General features: G+C 69.1%; 10 protein-coding genes and 2 pseudogenes. 5 read left to right on the forward strand and 7 right to left on the reverse strand.

The genetic code is table 11. The features are described from left to right. The first annotated feature begins 331 nt into the window (after positions 1-331). Both U9977_RS19985 and U9977_RS19990 read left to right on the forward strand, forming a co-directional pair. On the forward strand, positions 332-3,535 hold the full coding sequence (locus tag U9977_RS19985; RefSeq protein ID WP_322750815.1) for an ATP-binding protein: 3,204 nt from the start codon (positions 332-334) through the stop codon (positions 3,533-3,535). Positions 3,536-3,592: 57 nt separating this feature from the next. Beyond that, the gene (locus U9977_RS19990) at positions 3,593-5,014 is read left to right on the forward strand and encodes an FAD-binding oxidoreductase (RefSeq protein WP_322750816.1); all 1,422 of its coding nucleotides are present in this window, start codon (positions 3,593-3,595) and stop codon (positions 5,012-5,014) included. Between the two features lie 27 nt (positions 5,015-5,041). Here U9977_RS19990 and U9977_RS19995 read toward each other — a convergent pair. The 4 genes and pseudogenes from U9977_RS19995 to U9977_RS20010 form a co-directional block, all read right to left on the reverse strand. Beyond that, a pseudogene (locus U9977_RS19995) lies at positions 5,042-5,329 on the reverse strand (cytochrome P450); the annotation flags it as partial. A gap of 151 nt (positions 5,330-5,480) precedes the next feature. Continuing rightward, the gene (locus U9977_RS20000) at positions 5,481-6,980 is read right to left on the reverse strand and encodes an aldehyde dehydrogenase family protein (protein WP_322750817.1); all 1,500 of its coding nucleotides are present in this window, start codon (positions 6,978-6,980) and stop codon (positions 5,481-5,483) included. Then, positions 6,973-8,193 (reverse strand): cytochrome P450, encoded by a 1,221-nt coding sequence (locus U9977_RS20005; RefSeq protein WP_322750818.1) that lies wholly within the window; start codon positions 8,191-8,193, stop codon positions 6,973-6,975. The genes U9977_RS20000 and U9977_RS20005 overlap by 8 nt, the downstream gene beginning before the upstream one ends. A gap of 16 nt (positions 8,194-8,209) precedes the next feature. Then, a complete protein-coding gene (locus U9977_RS20010; protein WP_322750819.1) occupies positions 8,210-8,404 on the reverse strand; it encodes a ferredoxin in 195 nt (64 codons plus the stop codon). A gap of 355 nt (positions 8,405-8,759) precedes the next feature. Here U9977_RS20010 and U9977_RS20015 point away from each other — a divergent pair, with 355 nt between their 5' ends. Both U9977_RS20015 and U9977_RS20020 read left to right on the forward strand, forming a co-directional pair. Continuing rightward, entirely contained in the window at positions 8,760-9,311 is a 552-nt protein-coding gene (locus U9977_RS20015) for a DUF1003 domain-containing protein (protein WP_322750820.1), read from the forward strand. Continuing rightward, on the forward strand, positions 9,308-9,655 hold the full coding sequence (locus U9977_RS20020; protein WP_322750821.1) for a DUF6247 family protein: 348 nt from the start codon (positions 9,308-9,310) through the stop codon (positions 9,653-9,655). The genes U9977_RS20015 and U9977_RS20020 overlap by 4 nt, the downstream gene beginning before the upstream one ends. Before the next feature lie 84 nt (positions 9,656-9,739). Here the strand turns inward: U9977_RS20020 and U9977_RS20025 are convergent. Beyond that, positions 9,740-9,942: pseudogene (locus U9977_RS20025) on the reverse strand (IS630 family transposase); the annotation flags it as partial. Between the two features lie 6 nt (positions 9,943-9,948). After that, a complete protein-coding gene (locus U9977_RS20030) occupies positions 9,949-10,395 on the reverse strand; it encodes a MarR family transcriptional regulator (protein WP_322750822.1) in 447 nt (148 codons plus the stop codon). Positions 10,396-10,776: 381 nt separating this feature from the next. Here U9977_RS20030 and U9977_RS20035 point away from each other — a divergent pair, with 381 nt between their 5' ends. After that, positions 10,777-11,730 carry an aldo/keto reductase gene (locus U9977_RS20035; protein ID WP_322750823.1) on the forward strand — a complete coding sequence of 318 codons (954 nt, stop codon included), beginning with the start codon at positions 10,777-10,779 and terminating at the stop codon, positions 11,728-11,730. Between the two features lie 302 nt (positions 11,731-12,032). Here U9977_RS20035 and U9977_RS20040 read toward each other — a convergent pair. Then, positions 12,033-12,396: integrase core domain-containing protein (locus U9977_RS20040; protein WP_416210708.1), on the reverse strand; the 364-nt coding region annotated here is incomplete at its 5' end.

The following is a 12,396-nucleotide window of genomic DNA, read 5'->3' on the forward strand; positions in this document are numbered from 1 at the left end:
CTACGTGCCGGTACGGCGCGAGTCGATCGGGCATTCGACACTGGCGGTCCTCGTCGGCGTGGGCCGAGGTGCGTGGAGCTGGGACGTCGGCAGAACTACGGTTTCCTGATGGCTTCGCCACGACCAGTGTGCCACCACGCCATGGAGGTACCCGGGTCTCTCCTGCTCGCTTCGAAGGTTGCGGACGGTACACCACGGAGACGACCGATGCCGCCGCGCATCGCCCCAGGGTCACTCCGACCACCAGATCTGATACGTCCTGAAGCCGAGCCGATGGGCGAGAATGTGGTGCCAGGATCATGGGTACGAGGAGCCGGAGAGGGTTCTCGCCATGTTGGACGTACGGCTGTTGAGCGAACAGCGCGTCGCGGGTGGGGCGAGGGTCGGGGGACGCTCGCCGTCGCCGCGCTCCATCGCGTTGCTGGCGTACCTCGTCCTGCACGCGGAGGTCGCGCAAAGCAGACAGCACCTGGCCGGCGTCTTCTGGCCGGACTCAGGCGAGGCCCAGGCGCGCACGAACCTGCGGCGGGAGCTGCACAACCTGCGCCTCGCGATAGGTGAAGTCCCCTCCCTGGTGGTGGAACCGACGGCATTGACCTGGCGGGACACCCCGACCTGCCGGGTCGACGTCCGCGTCTTCCGGACGGAGCGGCTGGCGGCGGCCGCGGCCCGGTCGGCAGGTGACCACTCCGGTTTCCTGCGTCACGCGGCGGCGGCGATCGCCGAGTACCGAGGCGACCTGCTGCCCGGGATGTACGACGACTGGGTTCTCGATCAGCGTGAGCTGCTGTGCCGGGAATGCACGGATCTGTGCGACGAGGCCGTCCGCGGGTGGCGCGCATCCGGCGACCGCGTCCGCGCGATCGAGGTCACCCGGCGTCGCGTCGAGCTGGAGCCGCTGGAGGAGGTCGGGTACCGCGTCCTGATGGAATTGCAGGCCGAGTCCGGGGACCGCGGGGCCGTGATGCGGACCTACCACCGCTGCGCATCCGTGCTGGAGCAGAAGCTCGGGGTCAGCCCCGGCCCGGAGACCACAAGGGTGGTCGAGCGGCTGTTCGGGCGGCGCGGCGCACCGCAACCCGACCGGGTGCCAACGGATCGACGGCCCAGACGGTCGGGTGCGGCCGGGGCGGGCTTCGTCGGCCGAGACGGCGAGGCGGCACTGCTGGTGAGCAAGTGGCAACAGGCAGCCGCCGGGCGCGGTGGGCTGGTGGTGGTGTCCGGGCAGGCGGGGGTCGGCAAGAGCCGGCTGGTTGCCGAGCTTGCCACCATCGCCCGCGACAGCGGGGCGGCCGTCGCCACAACGCGGTGCTTCGGGTTGGCCGGGCGTCTCGCACTCGCACCGGTGGCGGAGTGGCTGCGGGCCGGCGACCTCAAGCCGGGCGTCGAACGGTTGGACCCGGTGTGGCGGATGGAGGTCGAGCGGCTGGTGCCGCAGGCGTCCACGGACGTCGCCGAGGCGGGCGTGGTGGCGCCGGCCACCGGTGCGGGACGGGCGCAGTCGGCGCAGTCAGGCTCGCACGCGATGGCAGACGCCTGGCAGCGCCACCGGTTCTTCGAAGGGCTCGCCCGGGCCGTGCTGTCCACCGGGCGTCGGACCCTGCTCGTGCTCGACGACCTGCAGTGGTGTGACCAGGAGACGGTGGCCTGGCTGACCTTCCTGCTCCGCTTCGCCGGCCACGCCCCACTGCTCGTCGCCGCCACGGTCCGGGCGGATGAACTGGACCGCAACGCGGAGGTCGCCGCGTCGCTGCGGGCGTGGAGATCGGCGCGGCTGGTCACCGACCTTTCCCTGGCGCCGTTGGACTCCACCGGCACCGCCGCGTTGACGGCGTCGCTGCTCGGCCGCCCGGTGACCGCGGCGGAGGCGGGGGTCCTGCATGCGGCCACGGGAGGCTATCCGCTGTTCGTGGTGGAGGCCGCGCACGGCTCGCCGGCCCCCGGCGAACCGGTGGCGCTGCCCAACCTGCGGGCCATCCTGCACCGCCGGCTGGAGCAGTCGTCTCCGTCGGCTCGCGAGGTGGCCGCGCTCGCCGCCGCCCTCGGCCGCGACTTCAGCCTGGACCTGCTGTGCGAGGCCAGCGATCTCGACGCGGACGCACTGGTGCAGGCGGTGGACGAGCTGTGGCGGCGCCGGATCGTGACCGAACAGGGCGATGGCTACGACTTCTCCCACGACCTGCTGCGCGACGCCGCGTACGAGCTGGTCAGCCCACCGCGCCGATGGTTGCTGCATCGCCGCCTGGCCCAGGGACTCGAGCTGCTCCACGCGACCGACGTCAACGAGGCGGCCGCGCAGCTCGCCGAGCAGTACGACCGCGGCGGACGACCGGATCGCGCCCTGCACTACTTCGGCCGGGCCGCCGAGGCGGCCACGCGAGTATTCGCGAACGCGGAGGCGAGCCGCCACCACGCCCGGTGCCTGGAGCTGATCGCCCAGCTGCCACCTGGGCTCGACCGCGACGGACGCGAACTGGACGTGGCCCAGGCGATGACAGGGCCGCTCAACGCGGTGCACGGCTATGCCTCGCCCGAGGTGCAGTCCACGTTGGAACGCTCGGCCACCCTCGCCGAGCGGCTGGCTCGCCCGCATGCGCTGCTGGCCAGCCTGATCGGGTTGTTCACGGTCCGCTTCGTCCAAGGTCACACCGCGCAGGCCCACGAGCTGGCGGCGCGTGCGCTCGCACTCGCCGAAGCCGACCCTGACCTCGCCGGACAGGCGCACTTCGCCTACGCCGGATCGGCCACCAGCGTCGGCCGGCACGCCACCGCGATCACCCACTTCGACCGCGCCTACAACCTGTCACCAGGCGCCGTCTCGCTGATCGTAGGGACCCGCACCGATGTCCACGCCATGGCCTGGGCCGCTCATGCGCACTGGCTGCTCGGCGACGACGCCCGAGCGGTCTCCCGCTGCGACGAGGCGGTCGAGCGAGGCCGGGCGGCCGACCACCCCTACAGTCTCGCGGTGGCCCTGGCCTACGCGGCGATGACGCATCAGCTCCGGGGAGACCGTGCTTCACTGGCCAGGGCGGCGAAGGAGCTGGACGAACTCTGCCGACGTTACGAGTTCGCCTACTACCGCGAGTGGGCCGCCATCCTCACCGGCTGGGCGACCGGCGGCGAGGATGGTGTCGCCGCAATCCAGGAGGCGGTCAGCCGGCTGCGCACGCAGGGAGCGCACACCCGGATGTCGTACTGGCTGTCGCTGCTCGCGGAGGTACAGATCGGCTGCGGACGCGCCGATGCCGCACGCGGCATCCTGGACGCGGCGCGGCTCGCGGCGCAGCAGCACGACGACCGTTGGTGGCTGCCAGAGGTCCTGCGCATGCGCGCCAGCCTGGAACCGGACCAGATCGCCGTGCCGATGCTGCGCCGGGCGACCGACCTCGCCGCCGACCAGCTCAGCCAGACGTTGCAGGCGCGGTGCGACGCCGACCTCGCCGCCCGGGGTGTTCGCAATCCGGACAGCGGCGTTCGCGCCCCCGGTGGTCGGTGGTCGGGGCGAACGCTGAGCGAACGCCCCCCTGTCTAGCGTCACCGTCAGCCGGCGACTCGCAGGGGAGCCGCCGCCGTACCGAAGGGCGACACCATGACCGGGACGACCTCATCCTCCCGGGCCGGGCAACAGTCCGGACCCGACTACGCCGAGCTGGCCGCGACCCTGCGTGGGCCGACGATCCGGCCCGGCGACCCGGCCTACGACTCGGCACGGGCCGTCTACAACGCCATGATCGACCGTCGACCCGCGGCGATCGCCCGCTGCGTCGACGTCGCCGACGTCATCACCTGCGTCCGGTTCGCCGGCGAGCACGGAATCGATCTCGCGGTGCGCGGCGGCGGGCACAACGCCGGCGGGCTCGGGGTCTGGGACGACGCGCTCGTCATCGACCTGTCCACCATGCGCGGCACGACGGTGGATCCCGCCGGCCACACGGTGCGCGTGGACGGCGGCTGCACGTGGGGCGACGTCGACCACGCGACGGTGGCATTCGGGATGGCCACGCCATCGGGCTTCATCGCGTCGACCGGAGTCGGGGGACTCACCCTCGGCGGCGGGGTCGGCTACCTGACCCGGCGGTTCGGCCTGACAGTCGACAACCTGCTGTCGGCGGACGTGGTGCTTGCCGACGGAACCTTCGTCACCGCGAGCCCCACGTCCCATCCCGATCTGTTCTGGGCACTGCGCGGCGGCGGTGGAAACTTCGGCGTGGTCACCTCGTTCCGCTTCGCCTGCCACGAGATCGGCGACCATGGCGTCGTCATCGGCGGACCGGTGTTGTACGACCTGGCGGACACCGCCGAGGTCATGCGGTGGTACCGCGAGCTGTTGCCCTCGCTTCCCGAGGAACTGAGCGGCTGGCTCGGCCTGATCACGATCCCACCCGCGCCGCCGTTTCCCGAACACCTGTGGGGTCGCAAGACCTGCGCCATCGTCTGGTGCTACACGGGCTCCCACGACTCCGTCGACGAGGTGCTGGCCCCAATCCGCGAATTCGGTTCACCGCTGCTCGTCGGTCTCAGCCCGATGCCCTTCACGGTGCTGCAGAGCGCGTTCGACGGCCTCTACCCGGCGGGCCTGCAGTGGTACTGGCGCGCGGACTTCTTCAACGAGATCTCCGAGCAGGCCATCGACGTGCACCTCACGTACGGCGCCATGCTGCCCACCGGTCACTCGACCATGCACCTCTATCCCATCGATGGGGCGGCGATGCGGGTACCCGAAGACGCTACTGCGTTCGCCTATCGCAACGGCGGCTGGGCCGGGGTCATCGTCGGGGTCGACCCGGACCCGGCCAATGCCGACCTCATCAGCGACTGGGCGAAGCGGTACTGGCAGGATCTGCACCCGACGTCGGCCGGCGGCGCCTACGTCAACTTCATGATGGAAGAGGGAGCCGACCGGGTCCGCGCCTCCTACCGCGGCAACTATGACCGGCTCGCCGAGGTCAAGGCCCGGTACGACCCCGGAAACCACTTCCACGTCAACCAGAACATCCCGCCGGCCCGTTAGGCTGTTGACAGACCCAAACGATCGGGCTCAGAAAACAATCGGTAGCCGTTTGTAGCCGCGCACGGTGCTGGTGTGTAGTCGGACGGCGCGGTCGTGGTCGACATCCCAGGTCGGGAAGCGGCTCAGGGTTTCCTCCAGCGCGATGCGCCCTTCCAGCCGGGCGAGCGCCGCACCCAGGCAGAAGTGGATGCCGTGGCCGAGGGACACGTGGCTGTCGAAACGGCGGCGGACGTCGTAGCGGTCGGCGTCGGGGTACTTGCGTTCGTCCCGGCCAGCCGCGGCGGTGAGCAGCAAAATCTTGAATTTGGCGGGGATGGCCTCGACGAGGCCGGTCATCCCCGGCCCGGACCGGGTAGAGGGCGCGTGCGCCGACGCCGAAGGCGGTCACCCGCCAGCGCTCTCCTACCCAGCCCCGAACCGGATCCGGTGATGAGAACCGACTTTCCCGCGAGCCGTCCGGTACCGCTTATGCCCCTATCGCCGGGGTCGCGATCGTCTTGGCCTGCAAGTACTCGCGGAATCCGTCCTCGCCATGCTCGCGCCCGACACCGCTGATGCCGTACCCACCGAACGGGGTGTCCGGCGAGAGATAGAACGAAGGCCCGATGTTGACGGTCCCGGCCTTCATGCGGTTCGCGAGCCGCCAGGCCCGCTCGGGGTCGGAGGTCTGGATGTAGGCCGAGAGCCCGTACCGGGAGTTGTTCGCCACCCGGACCGCCTCATCGTCATTGCCGTCGTAGCGCACCACGGTCAGCACCGGGCCGAAGACCTCGTACTGCGCGATCTCGGCGTTCTCGTCGACGTCCGCGACCACCGTCGGCTCGTACCAGAAGCCCTTGCCGCCGGTGGGCGAATCACCCCGCCGGCCGCCGACGAGCACCCGCGCGCCGGCCGCGCGCGCCCGGTCAACCAGGCCTTCCATCCGCGCGACCTGGGCACCGTTGATGATCGGACCGACGACGTTGGCCGGATCGGTCGGATCCCCCCACGGCAGGGCGCCGATCGCCGCGGTCAGCGCGCCGAGCACCTCGTCGTAGCGCGAGGCGTGGACGACGAGCCGGGTCGCGAGCGCGCAACCCTGGCCACTGTTGGCCATGCACATACCGATCGTCATCGGCAGGGCGACGGCCAGATCGGCGTCGTCCAGGATGATATTCGCAGACTTCCCCCCGAGTTCCAGACAGACCTTGCGGATGCCGACCGCGGCACGTTCGTAGATCCGCTGACCGATGCCGGGCGAACCGGTGAAGTGATACATGTCCACCCGCGGGTCGCCGGTCAGCGCCTCGCCCGCCACGGCCTTGTCCAGCGAGCTGACGACGTTGAGCACGCCCGGCGGCAGATCGGTGTGCTCGTGTGCCACTCTGGCGATGAACGCGCCGGTCAACGGCGTGTCCGGGGCCGTCTTCAGCACCACGGTGTTACCCGTGGCCAGTGCGTGCTGGATCTTCCAGATGTCGGTCATGAACGGCGCGTTCCATGGCGTGATCGCCCCGACCACGCCATACGGCTCATAGCGGACGCGGCGGTTGCTCGGCAGGCCGACGCCCGTGTGCATGCCGACGTCGGTCTCCCACGGGAAGCGGCCGATCAGGTCGTTGAAGTAGGTCATGTCGCTAGTCATCACGTCGATGTGCGCACCGATGTTCGAAGCGGGCGTGCCCGCCTCGGCGATCTGGACCTGCTTGGCCGCCAGTGCCTCCTTACGCAGGGCGTCCTGTAACTGGCGCAGGACCTGCTGACGGAAGGCGTGGTCGGTGGCCCACGTGGTCTCGTCGGCCGCCCGCCGCGCGGCACCCACGGCGGCGGCGACGTCCTCGGGCTGCGCATCCGCCGCGGTGCCCACGACGGACTCGTCGCTCGGGCTGATGACGTCGAAGCGCCCGCCGGCGGCCGCCTCACGGAATTCCCCGTCGATGTAGAGCCGGCCCTCGGGTTCGAAATCAAGCGGCGTGAAATCAGGCATCGTGTGCTTCTCCAGACATTACGGTGGCAGGGAAACTGATCGGCAGATGGATGGCGGCGCGCACGCCGTAGTTCGTGTAGAGCACCTGCTCGCCGGGGGTGATCTCGTACTCGGGAATGCGCGTGTGGAACTCCTCCAACGCCACCCGGAGCTCAAGGCGGGCGAGGTTGGAACCCAGGCAACGGTGCGGTCCGGCCGCGAAGCCGACGTGCGCGTTGTGGGGGCGAGCGAAGTCGACGGTCATCGGGTCGGGGAACGCGGACGGGTCGACGTTCGCCGCCGCCCAAACCACCTCGACCATGGATCCGGCCGGGAACCGGCGGCCCGCCACTTCGATGTCCTCGGTTACCCAGCGGTGGCCGAGCGGCACCGGCGACTCGAAGCGCATCAGCTCCTCGATCGCCTTGCCCAGGAGCGCGGGGTCCGCCATCACCTGGCGCCGCTCGTCCGGATGCTCGGCGAACCACGCGAACATGCACGACAACGAGCAGGTGACGGTATCAAGGCCGGCAATCACCAGCAGGTAGCAGATGTCGACGATCTCAGCGTCGCGCAGCCGGTCGCCGTCAACCTCGACGGTCAGGAAGCCGCCGATGAGATCGTCACACGGAGGTTGGGCGCGGCGTTCGTCGAGGACCTTCGCGAGGTAGGCGTACATCCGCTCGCCCGCCGCACGCATGGTGGCCTGCTGCTCATCGAGGGTCGCGCCCTGCGGGCGGACGACCGCCTCCTTGAACTCCAGGAAGATCGGCAGATCGTCGGTGGGCAGGCCGAGCAGGTCGATGAAGATGTGCGTCGGCAGCGTCGCGCACAGGTCGGACAGCAGCTCCGCCTCGCCCTTGTCGGCGAACTCGTCGATCAGGGCGTTGGTCCGGGCCCGGATCGTCTCCTCGAGCCGCGCGACCCGTTTGGGGGTGAAGAGCGGGTCTAACAGGCGGCGGTACTTGCGGTGTAGGTCGCCGTCGAGATCCAACGGGATCAGCGGTCGCTGGGCGCCCATGTTGTAATGCACGCCGTCGGTCGCCCGGACCGCCGGGTGGCGCAGGAACTCCGCCATCTCCTCGCGACGGGCAACCACGAGTGTCCCGTCCGGGCGCACCGGTGCGTCCTGCCCGGCCAGTTCGACGAACGCACTCTGGGGATGGCGCTCGTCCCACGAACCGAGCAGGTGCGCGGCGCAGAAGACCGGCGGCGTGGTGGCCTCAGTGCTCATGTCACTCCCAGAAATGTCAGTCGGCAACGGAGATGGCCTGCTCGGGGCAGTTCTGCGCAGCCGAATGAACCGCCTCGCCCGCGCTGGCCGGCATCGGATCCACCCGGACATAGGCGTGGCTGTCCACGTCGTCCAGGTCGAACAGGTCCGGCGCGGCGAGGACGCACAGGGCGTGCCCCTGGCATCGGCTCCGGTCAACCGTCACCCGCATTGCCCCGCCTCTCCCCCGCGGCCAGCTGGACCGACCGCCCGTCCCGCGACGACGCCCACGCCCATGCCACCAACAGCACAAACAGCTAAATGAGACAGAACTCTCTTGCAGGCATCAGCCTGCCCACGTGAACCGCGTAGGTCAAGGGATCAGCGCTATCTAGCCGAGTTGGAGCGCCCGACACCAGGGATGTGGATCAAGGAGGGGGGTTGGGGTGCGTGCATCGCGAGGTGCGAGGAGGGATCCACCCTGGTTGTGGATGTCGACATGGGTGACGCCGGCAGCGTCGCTACGACCGTTTGAACCCGCCCCTGGTCAACACCTATGGACAGGTTTCGGGTACCCACACATCAGTATGAGTATCGTGAACTCTCCCGCTGACGGCCACAGCCAGCCGCACCGTGCCGCCAGAGGCGGCCACCCCCGTCCCCGTGTCCGGGTCCCCAACGAGCGAATCGTCTTCACCCGGATGCGTACGTCGCAGGACCGCGCGGCAGACGCGATAACATCGTTCGCGGGCTCGCTACCCTTCGTCTATCTCCACGCCGTCTGGTTCGGCGTCTGGGTCCTGCTGAACGAGGGCGTGTTCGGGCGGGCCGGCATCTTCGACCCGTATCCGTTCGGACTGCTCACGATGATCGTCAGCCTGGAGGCGATCTTCCTGTCCACCTTCGTGATGGTGAGCCAGAACCGCGAAGCGACGCGGCAGAACCTGCGAGCCGACCTGGACTTCGAGACCAACCTGCGGTCCGAGGTGTGGTCGGTCCACATCGGCAAGGCGCTCGGACTCAACCCGGAACAGATCGAGCGACACGTCCAGGAGATCATCGAACAGGCCAGGGCGGGAATCAGTAACAGTCAGGCCGCACCGGTCGACCCTCGGATGCTGCTGGACCTCCCAGAATGATCCACGTTCCCGATCCCGCTCCTTGCTCCACTCCCAGTAGATCCGAGGCGGACGACCCCGAGGACCGCCAGGTATTCGGGGCGGAGCTACGGATCGCGCTCGCCGGCGCGGACGACACCCTCGATCTCGGCCCGGTTGTCGAAGTGATCGACCGCTGGTGGGGGCGGGCGGTACTCACCGTCAACCCGGAGATCGAGGCCGGCGCCTTCGCGGACCGGCTGCGGATCGAGGCGGGAGACCCGACCATGTTCGGCGCCGCCACGCCTCATCCACCCCGTGACCCAGAGAGCCCCGATGGCCAGATACACGATCCGCTGGGTCACCGACGCCGAGCAACAGCGTGACTCCCTGCCTGCTGAGGGCGTGACCGGCCCCGACGGGGGCGGAGAGATGATCAACCTCGATGCCGCGTTCCCCGACAGTTCCTCCGAACCGTTAATTCGTTGGCGGTAGGCGGCGAGGGTCACGAGGATCTGGTCGGCGGTCTTCGTCCAGACGAACGGTTTCACGTCGTGTTCCAGGCGTTGATCCACCGGCGGATGTCGGCGTCGAGCTCGACGACGCAGCGGTGCGTCGACCGGCGCAGCCCGCGGTTGGTCAGCTCGGCGAACCAGCGTTCGACGAGTGTCACCAGGGCTCAATGCATGGCGAGCACCTCGATGGCTGTTGCCAACTGCCCGCGAAACCGGGCCAGGTCCGGCTGGCTGAAGGCGGCAGCCAGGCGCTGCTCGACGGCGACGGCCTGTTCGTCGGCGCGACGGAGCAGGGCCGAGCCCGCCCTGGTCAGTCTGATCAGCAGGACTTTCCCGTGATCGGGTGACGGGGTCCGGCTGACCAGGGCGCGCTGCTCGAGAAGCGTGATCACGGAGTTCATCGCCTGAGCGGTGACCCCCACGAGCCGCGCGAGCCGCGCGCTGGAGACCCCGGGGTTCTCGGTAAGCAACAGAAGAGCCGAGTACTGGGGCACGGTGAGGTCGAAGGGGTGTAGGACTCGGCTCTTCTCGGCCATCAGCGCCTGTTCGGCCTGCTTGACGAGGGTGCCCAGGCGTTGCTCGAACGGAAGGACCGACTCCCCTGCCGGCATGCTTCCTCCTCCCAGAACCCGGTGCCACCTGCACGAAGACCGGCTGACGCCCTTCCGAGGCTACCGCGACTCGATCCCTCGTGTGACACCCCTGTTAGCGACACGGTTCACGCCTTCAACCAAGGTTCGATGTCGAGAAAATGTCCATCTTCACATCATGGTCATGTTTCTTGACAAAACCTTGATATATTGCTTACCATCCGCATGCAGCAAGTTGCAGAGAAGGAGGGTTCGTGGGACGAGCTCGAGGAAGGCCGGCCGGCGTGAACGCGGCTGTGCTCGTCCTGCCCGAGCGACGGCAGAGCGCAGTTCCCCTGAACCGACCAGCCTGACCACCCACCGCGCTGCCCGAACACGGGCGCTCCGAACGAGAAGGCACCGATGAACACGACCACTCTGGGGGATAACGGACCCTCCGTCGGCCGGATCGGCCTGGGCTGCATGGGTATGTCCTGGGCATACGACGAGCCCGGCCGCGACGACGCCGAGTCCGTCCGGGTGATCCACCGCGCGCTGGACCTGGGCGTGACGCTCATCGACACGGCCGACGCCTACGGGCCCTTCACCAACGAGTACCTCGTCGGCAGGGCGCTCGCCGGCCACCGCGACCGGGCGGTGCTCGCCACGAAGGCCGGCCTGGTCGTCGACGGCACCCGGACGATGCACCGCAACGGCCGCCCCGAGCACATCGCCGCCTGCATCGACGCCAGCCTGCTGCGCCTGCGCACCGACCACGTCGACCTCTACCAGCTCCACCGCGTCGACCCGGCCGTCCCACTGGAGGAGTCCTGGGGAGCGATGGCCGAGGCAGTCCAAGCCGGCAAGGCCCGCGCGCTCGGCCTGTCCGAGGTGACCGTCGCCGAGATCGCGCGCGCCCAGGCGATCCATCCGGTCGCCTCCGTCCAGTCCGAGGCCTCGCTGTGGTCCCGCGACATACAGGACAACGGCGTCCTGGCCCACACCGCCGCCCACGGCATCGCCCTGCTGCCGTTCTCCCCACTGGGCCGCGGCTTCCTGACCGGAGCCATCCGCACCACCGCGGACCTGCCACCCGGCGACTGGCGCCACGGCAACCCGCGCTTCCAGCCCGCCGAGATCCACGCCAACCAGCGCCTCGTCGACACCGTCCGGACCATCGCCGCCCGGCTCGGCGCCACCCCCGCGCAGGTCGCCCTCGCCTGGCTGCTCGCCCTCGGCCCCCACGTCGTCCCGATCCCCGGCACCAAGAACCCTGCCCGCCTCAACGAGAACGCGGCAGCCGCCGACCTGAGCCTGCCCGACGACGCCCGCAAGGAACTCGACAGCCTGCCCGCCCCCGCTACCGCCCGCTACTGACCTGCCGCCGACAAAGGAGTTCCCCCACCATGCGCGCCCTGTCCTTCGACCGCTACGGCGGCCCGAACGTCCTCGCCGTCACCGATCTGCCCGACAGCCACAGTGTTACGCGTAGTTAGAGAGATGACCCACCGGCGGCCCACATCGGCGAACAGGTCCGCGAACATCACGTCCGGGAACAGCCGGGAGCCTTCGCGGTGCAACACTGCGTAGATCGAGCCGGGTGCCACCCGGGTGTCACAGAAGTCCGCCGTCGACCGGAACAGGCCCGGACCCCGGAATCTGTCAAGCTTTTTGAGACATCATGATGTTGAAGTTGTGGGTTGATCCTCCTCAGTTTCGATCTTGGATGGGGGTCGGTTGATCCACACTCGGCCAGGCAGCTTCGGCGCTTGGGGCGGGCCACGGTGGAACCGTTCCGGATGTTCGGAATAGGCCGCGTCCAGAACGATCTGACGTCGGTCCCGGACGTATTTCCAGGTCCCATCGTGAACCGACGCCGGCGTGTAAAGCCCGATTCCAGAATGCCGGTGATCGGTATTATAGTAGACGAAGAACGTCTCGGCGAAGTCGCGGGCGTCGTAGATACTGGTGAAGTTATCCGGGAATGCCGGGCAGTACTTCATGGTCTTAAAAGCGGCCTCCGAATAAGGGTTGTCGTTCGAC

The organism is Protofrankia sp. Cas8, assembly GCF_963555845.1.
Lineage (GTDB): Bacteria > Actinomycetota > Actinomycetes > Frankiales > Frankiaceae > Protofrankia.

Bases quoted from the DNA above. Each gene is read 5' to 3' on its own strand.
- U9977_RS19985 (WP_322750815.1), top strand. From the start codon at position 332: ATGTTGGACGTACGGCTGTTGAGCGAACAGCGCGTCGCGGGTGGGGCG.
- U9977_RS19990 (WP_322750816.1), top strand. From the start codon at position 3,593: ATGACCGGGACGACCTCATCCTCCCGGGCCGGGCAACAGTCCGGACCC.
- U9977_RS20000 (WP_322750817.1), bottom strand. From the start codon at position 6,980: ATGCCTGATTTCACGCCGCTTGATTTCGAACCCGAGGGCCGGCTCTAC.
- U9977_RS20005 (WP_322750818.1), bottom strand. From the start codon at position 8,193: ATGAGCACTGAGGCCACCACGCCGCCGGTCTTCTGCGCCGCGCACCTG.
- U9977_RS20010 (WP_322750819.1), bottom strand. From the start codon at position 8,404: ATGCGGGTGACGGTTGACCGGAGCCGATGCCAGGGGCACGCCCTGTGC.
- U9977_RS20015 (WP_322750820.1), top strand. From the start codon at position 8,760: ATGAGTATCGTGAACTCTCCCGCTGACGGCCACAGCCAGCCGCACCGT.
- U9977_RS20020 (WP_322750821.1), top strand. From the start codon at position 9,308: ATGATCCACGTTCCCGATCCCGCTCCTTGCTCCACTCCCAGTAGATCC.
- U9977_RS20030 (WP_322750822.1), bottom strand. From the start codon at position 10,395: ATGCCGGCAGGGGAGTCGGTCCTTCCGTTCGAGCAACGCCTGGGCACC.
- U9977_RS20035 (WP_322750823.1), top strand. From the start codon at position 10,777: ATGAACACGACCACTCTGGGGGATAACGGACCCTCCGTCGGCCGGATC.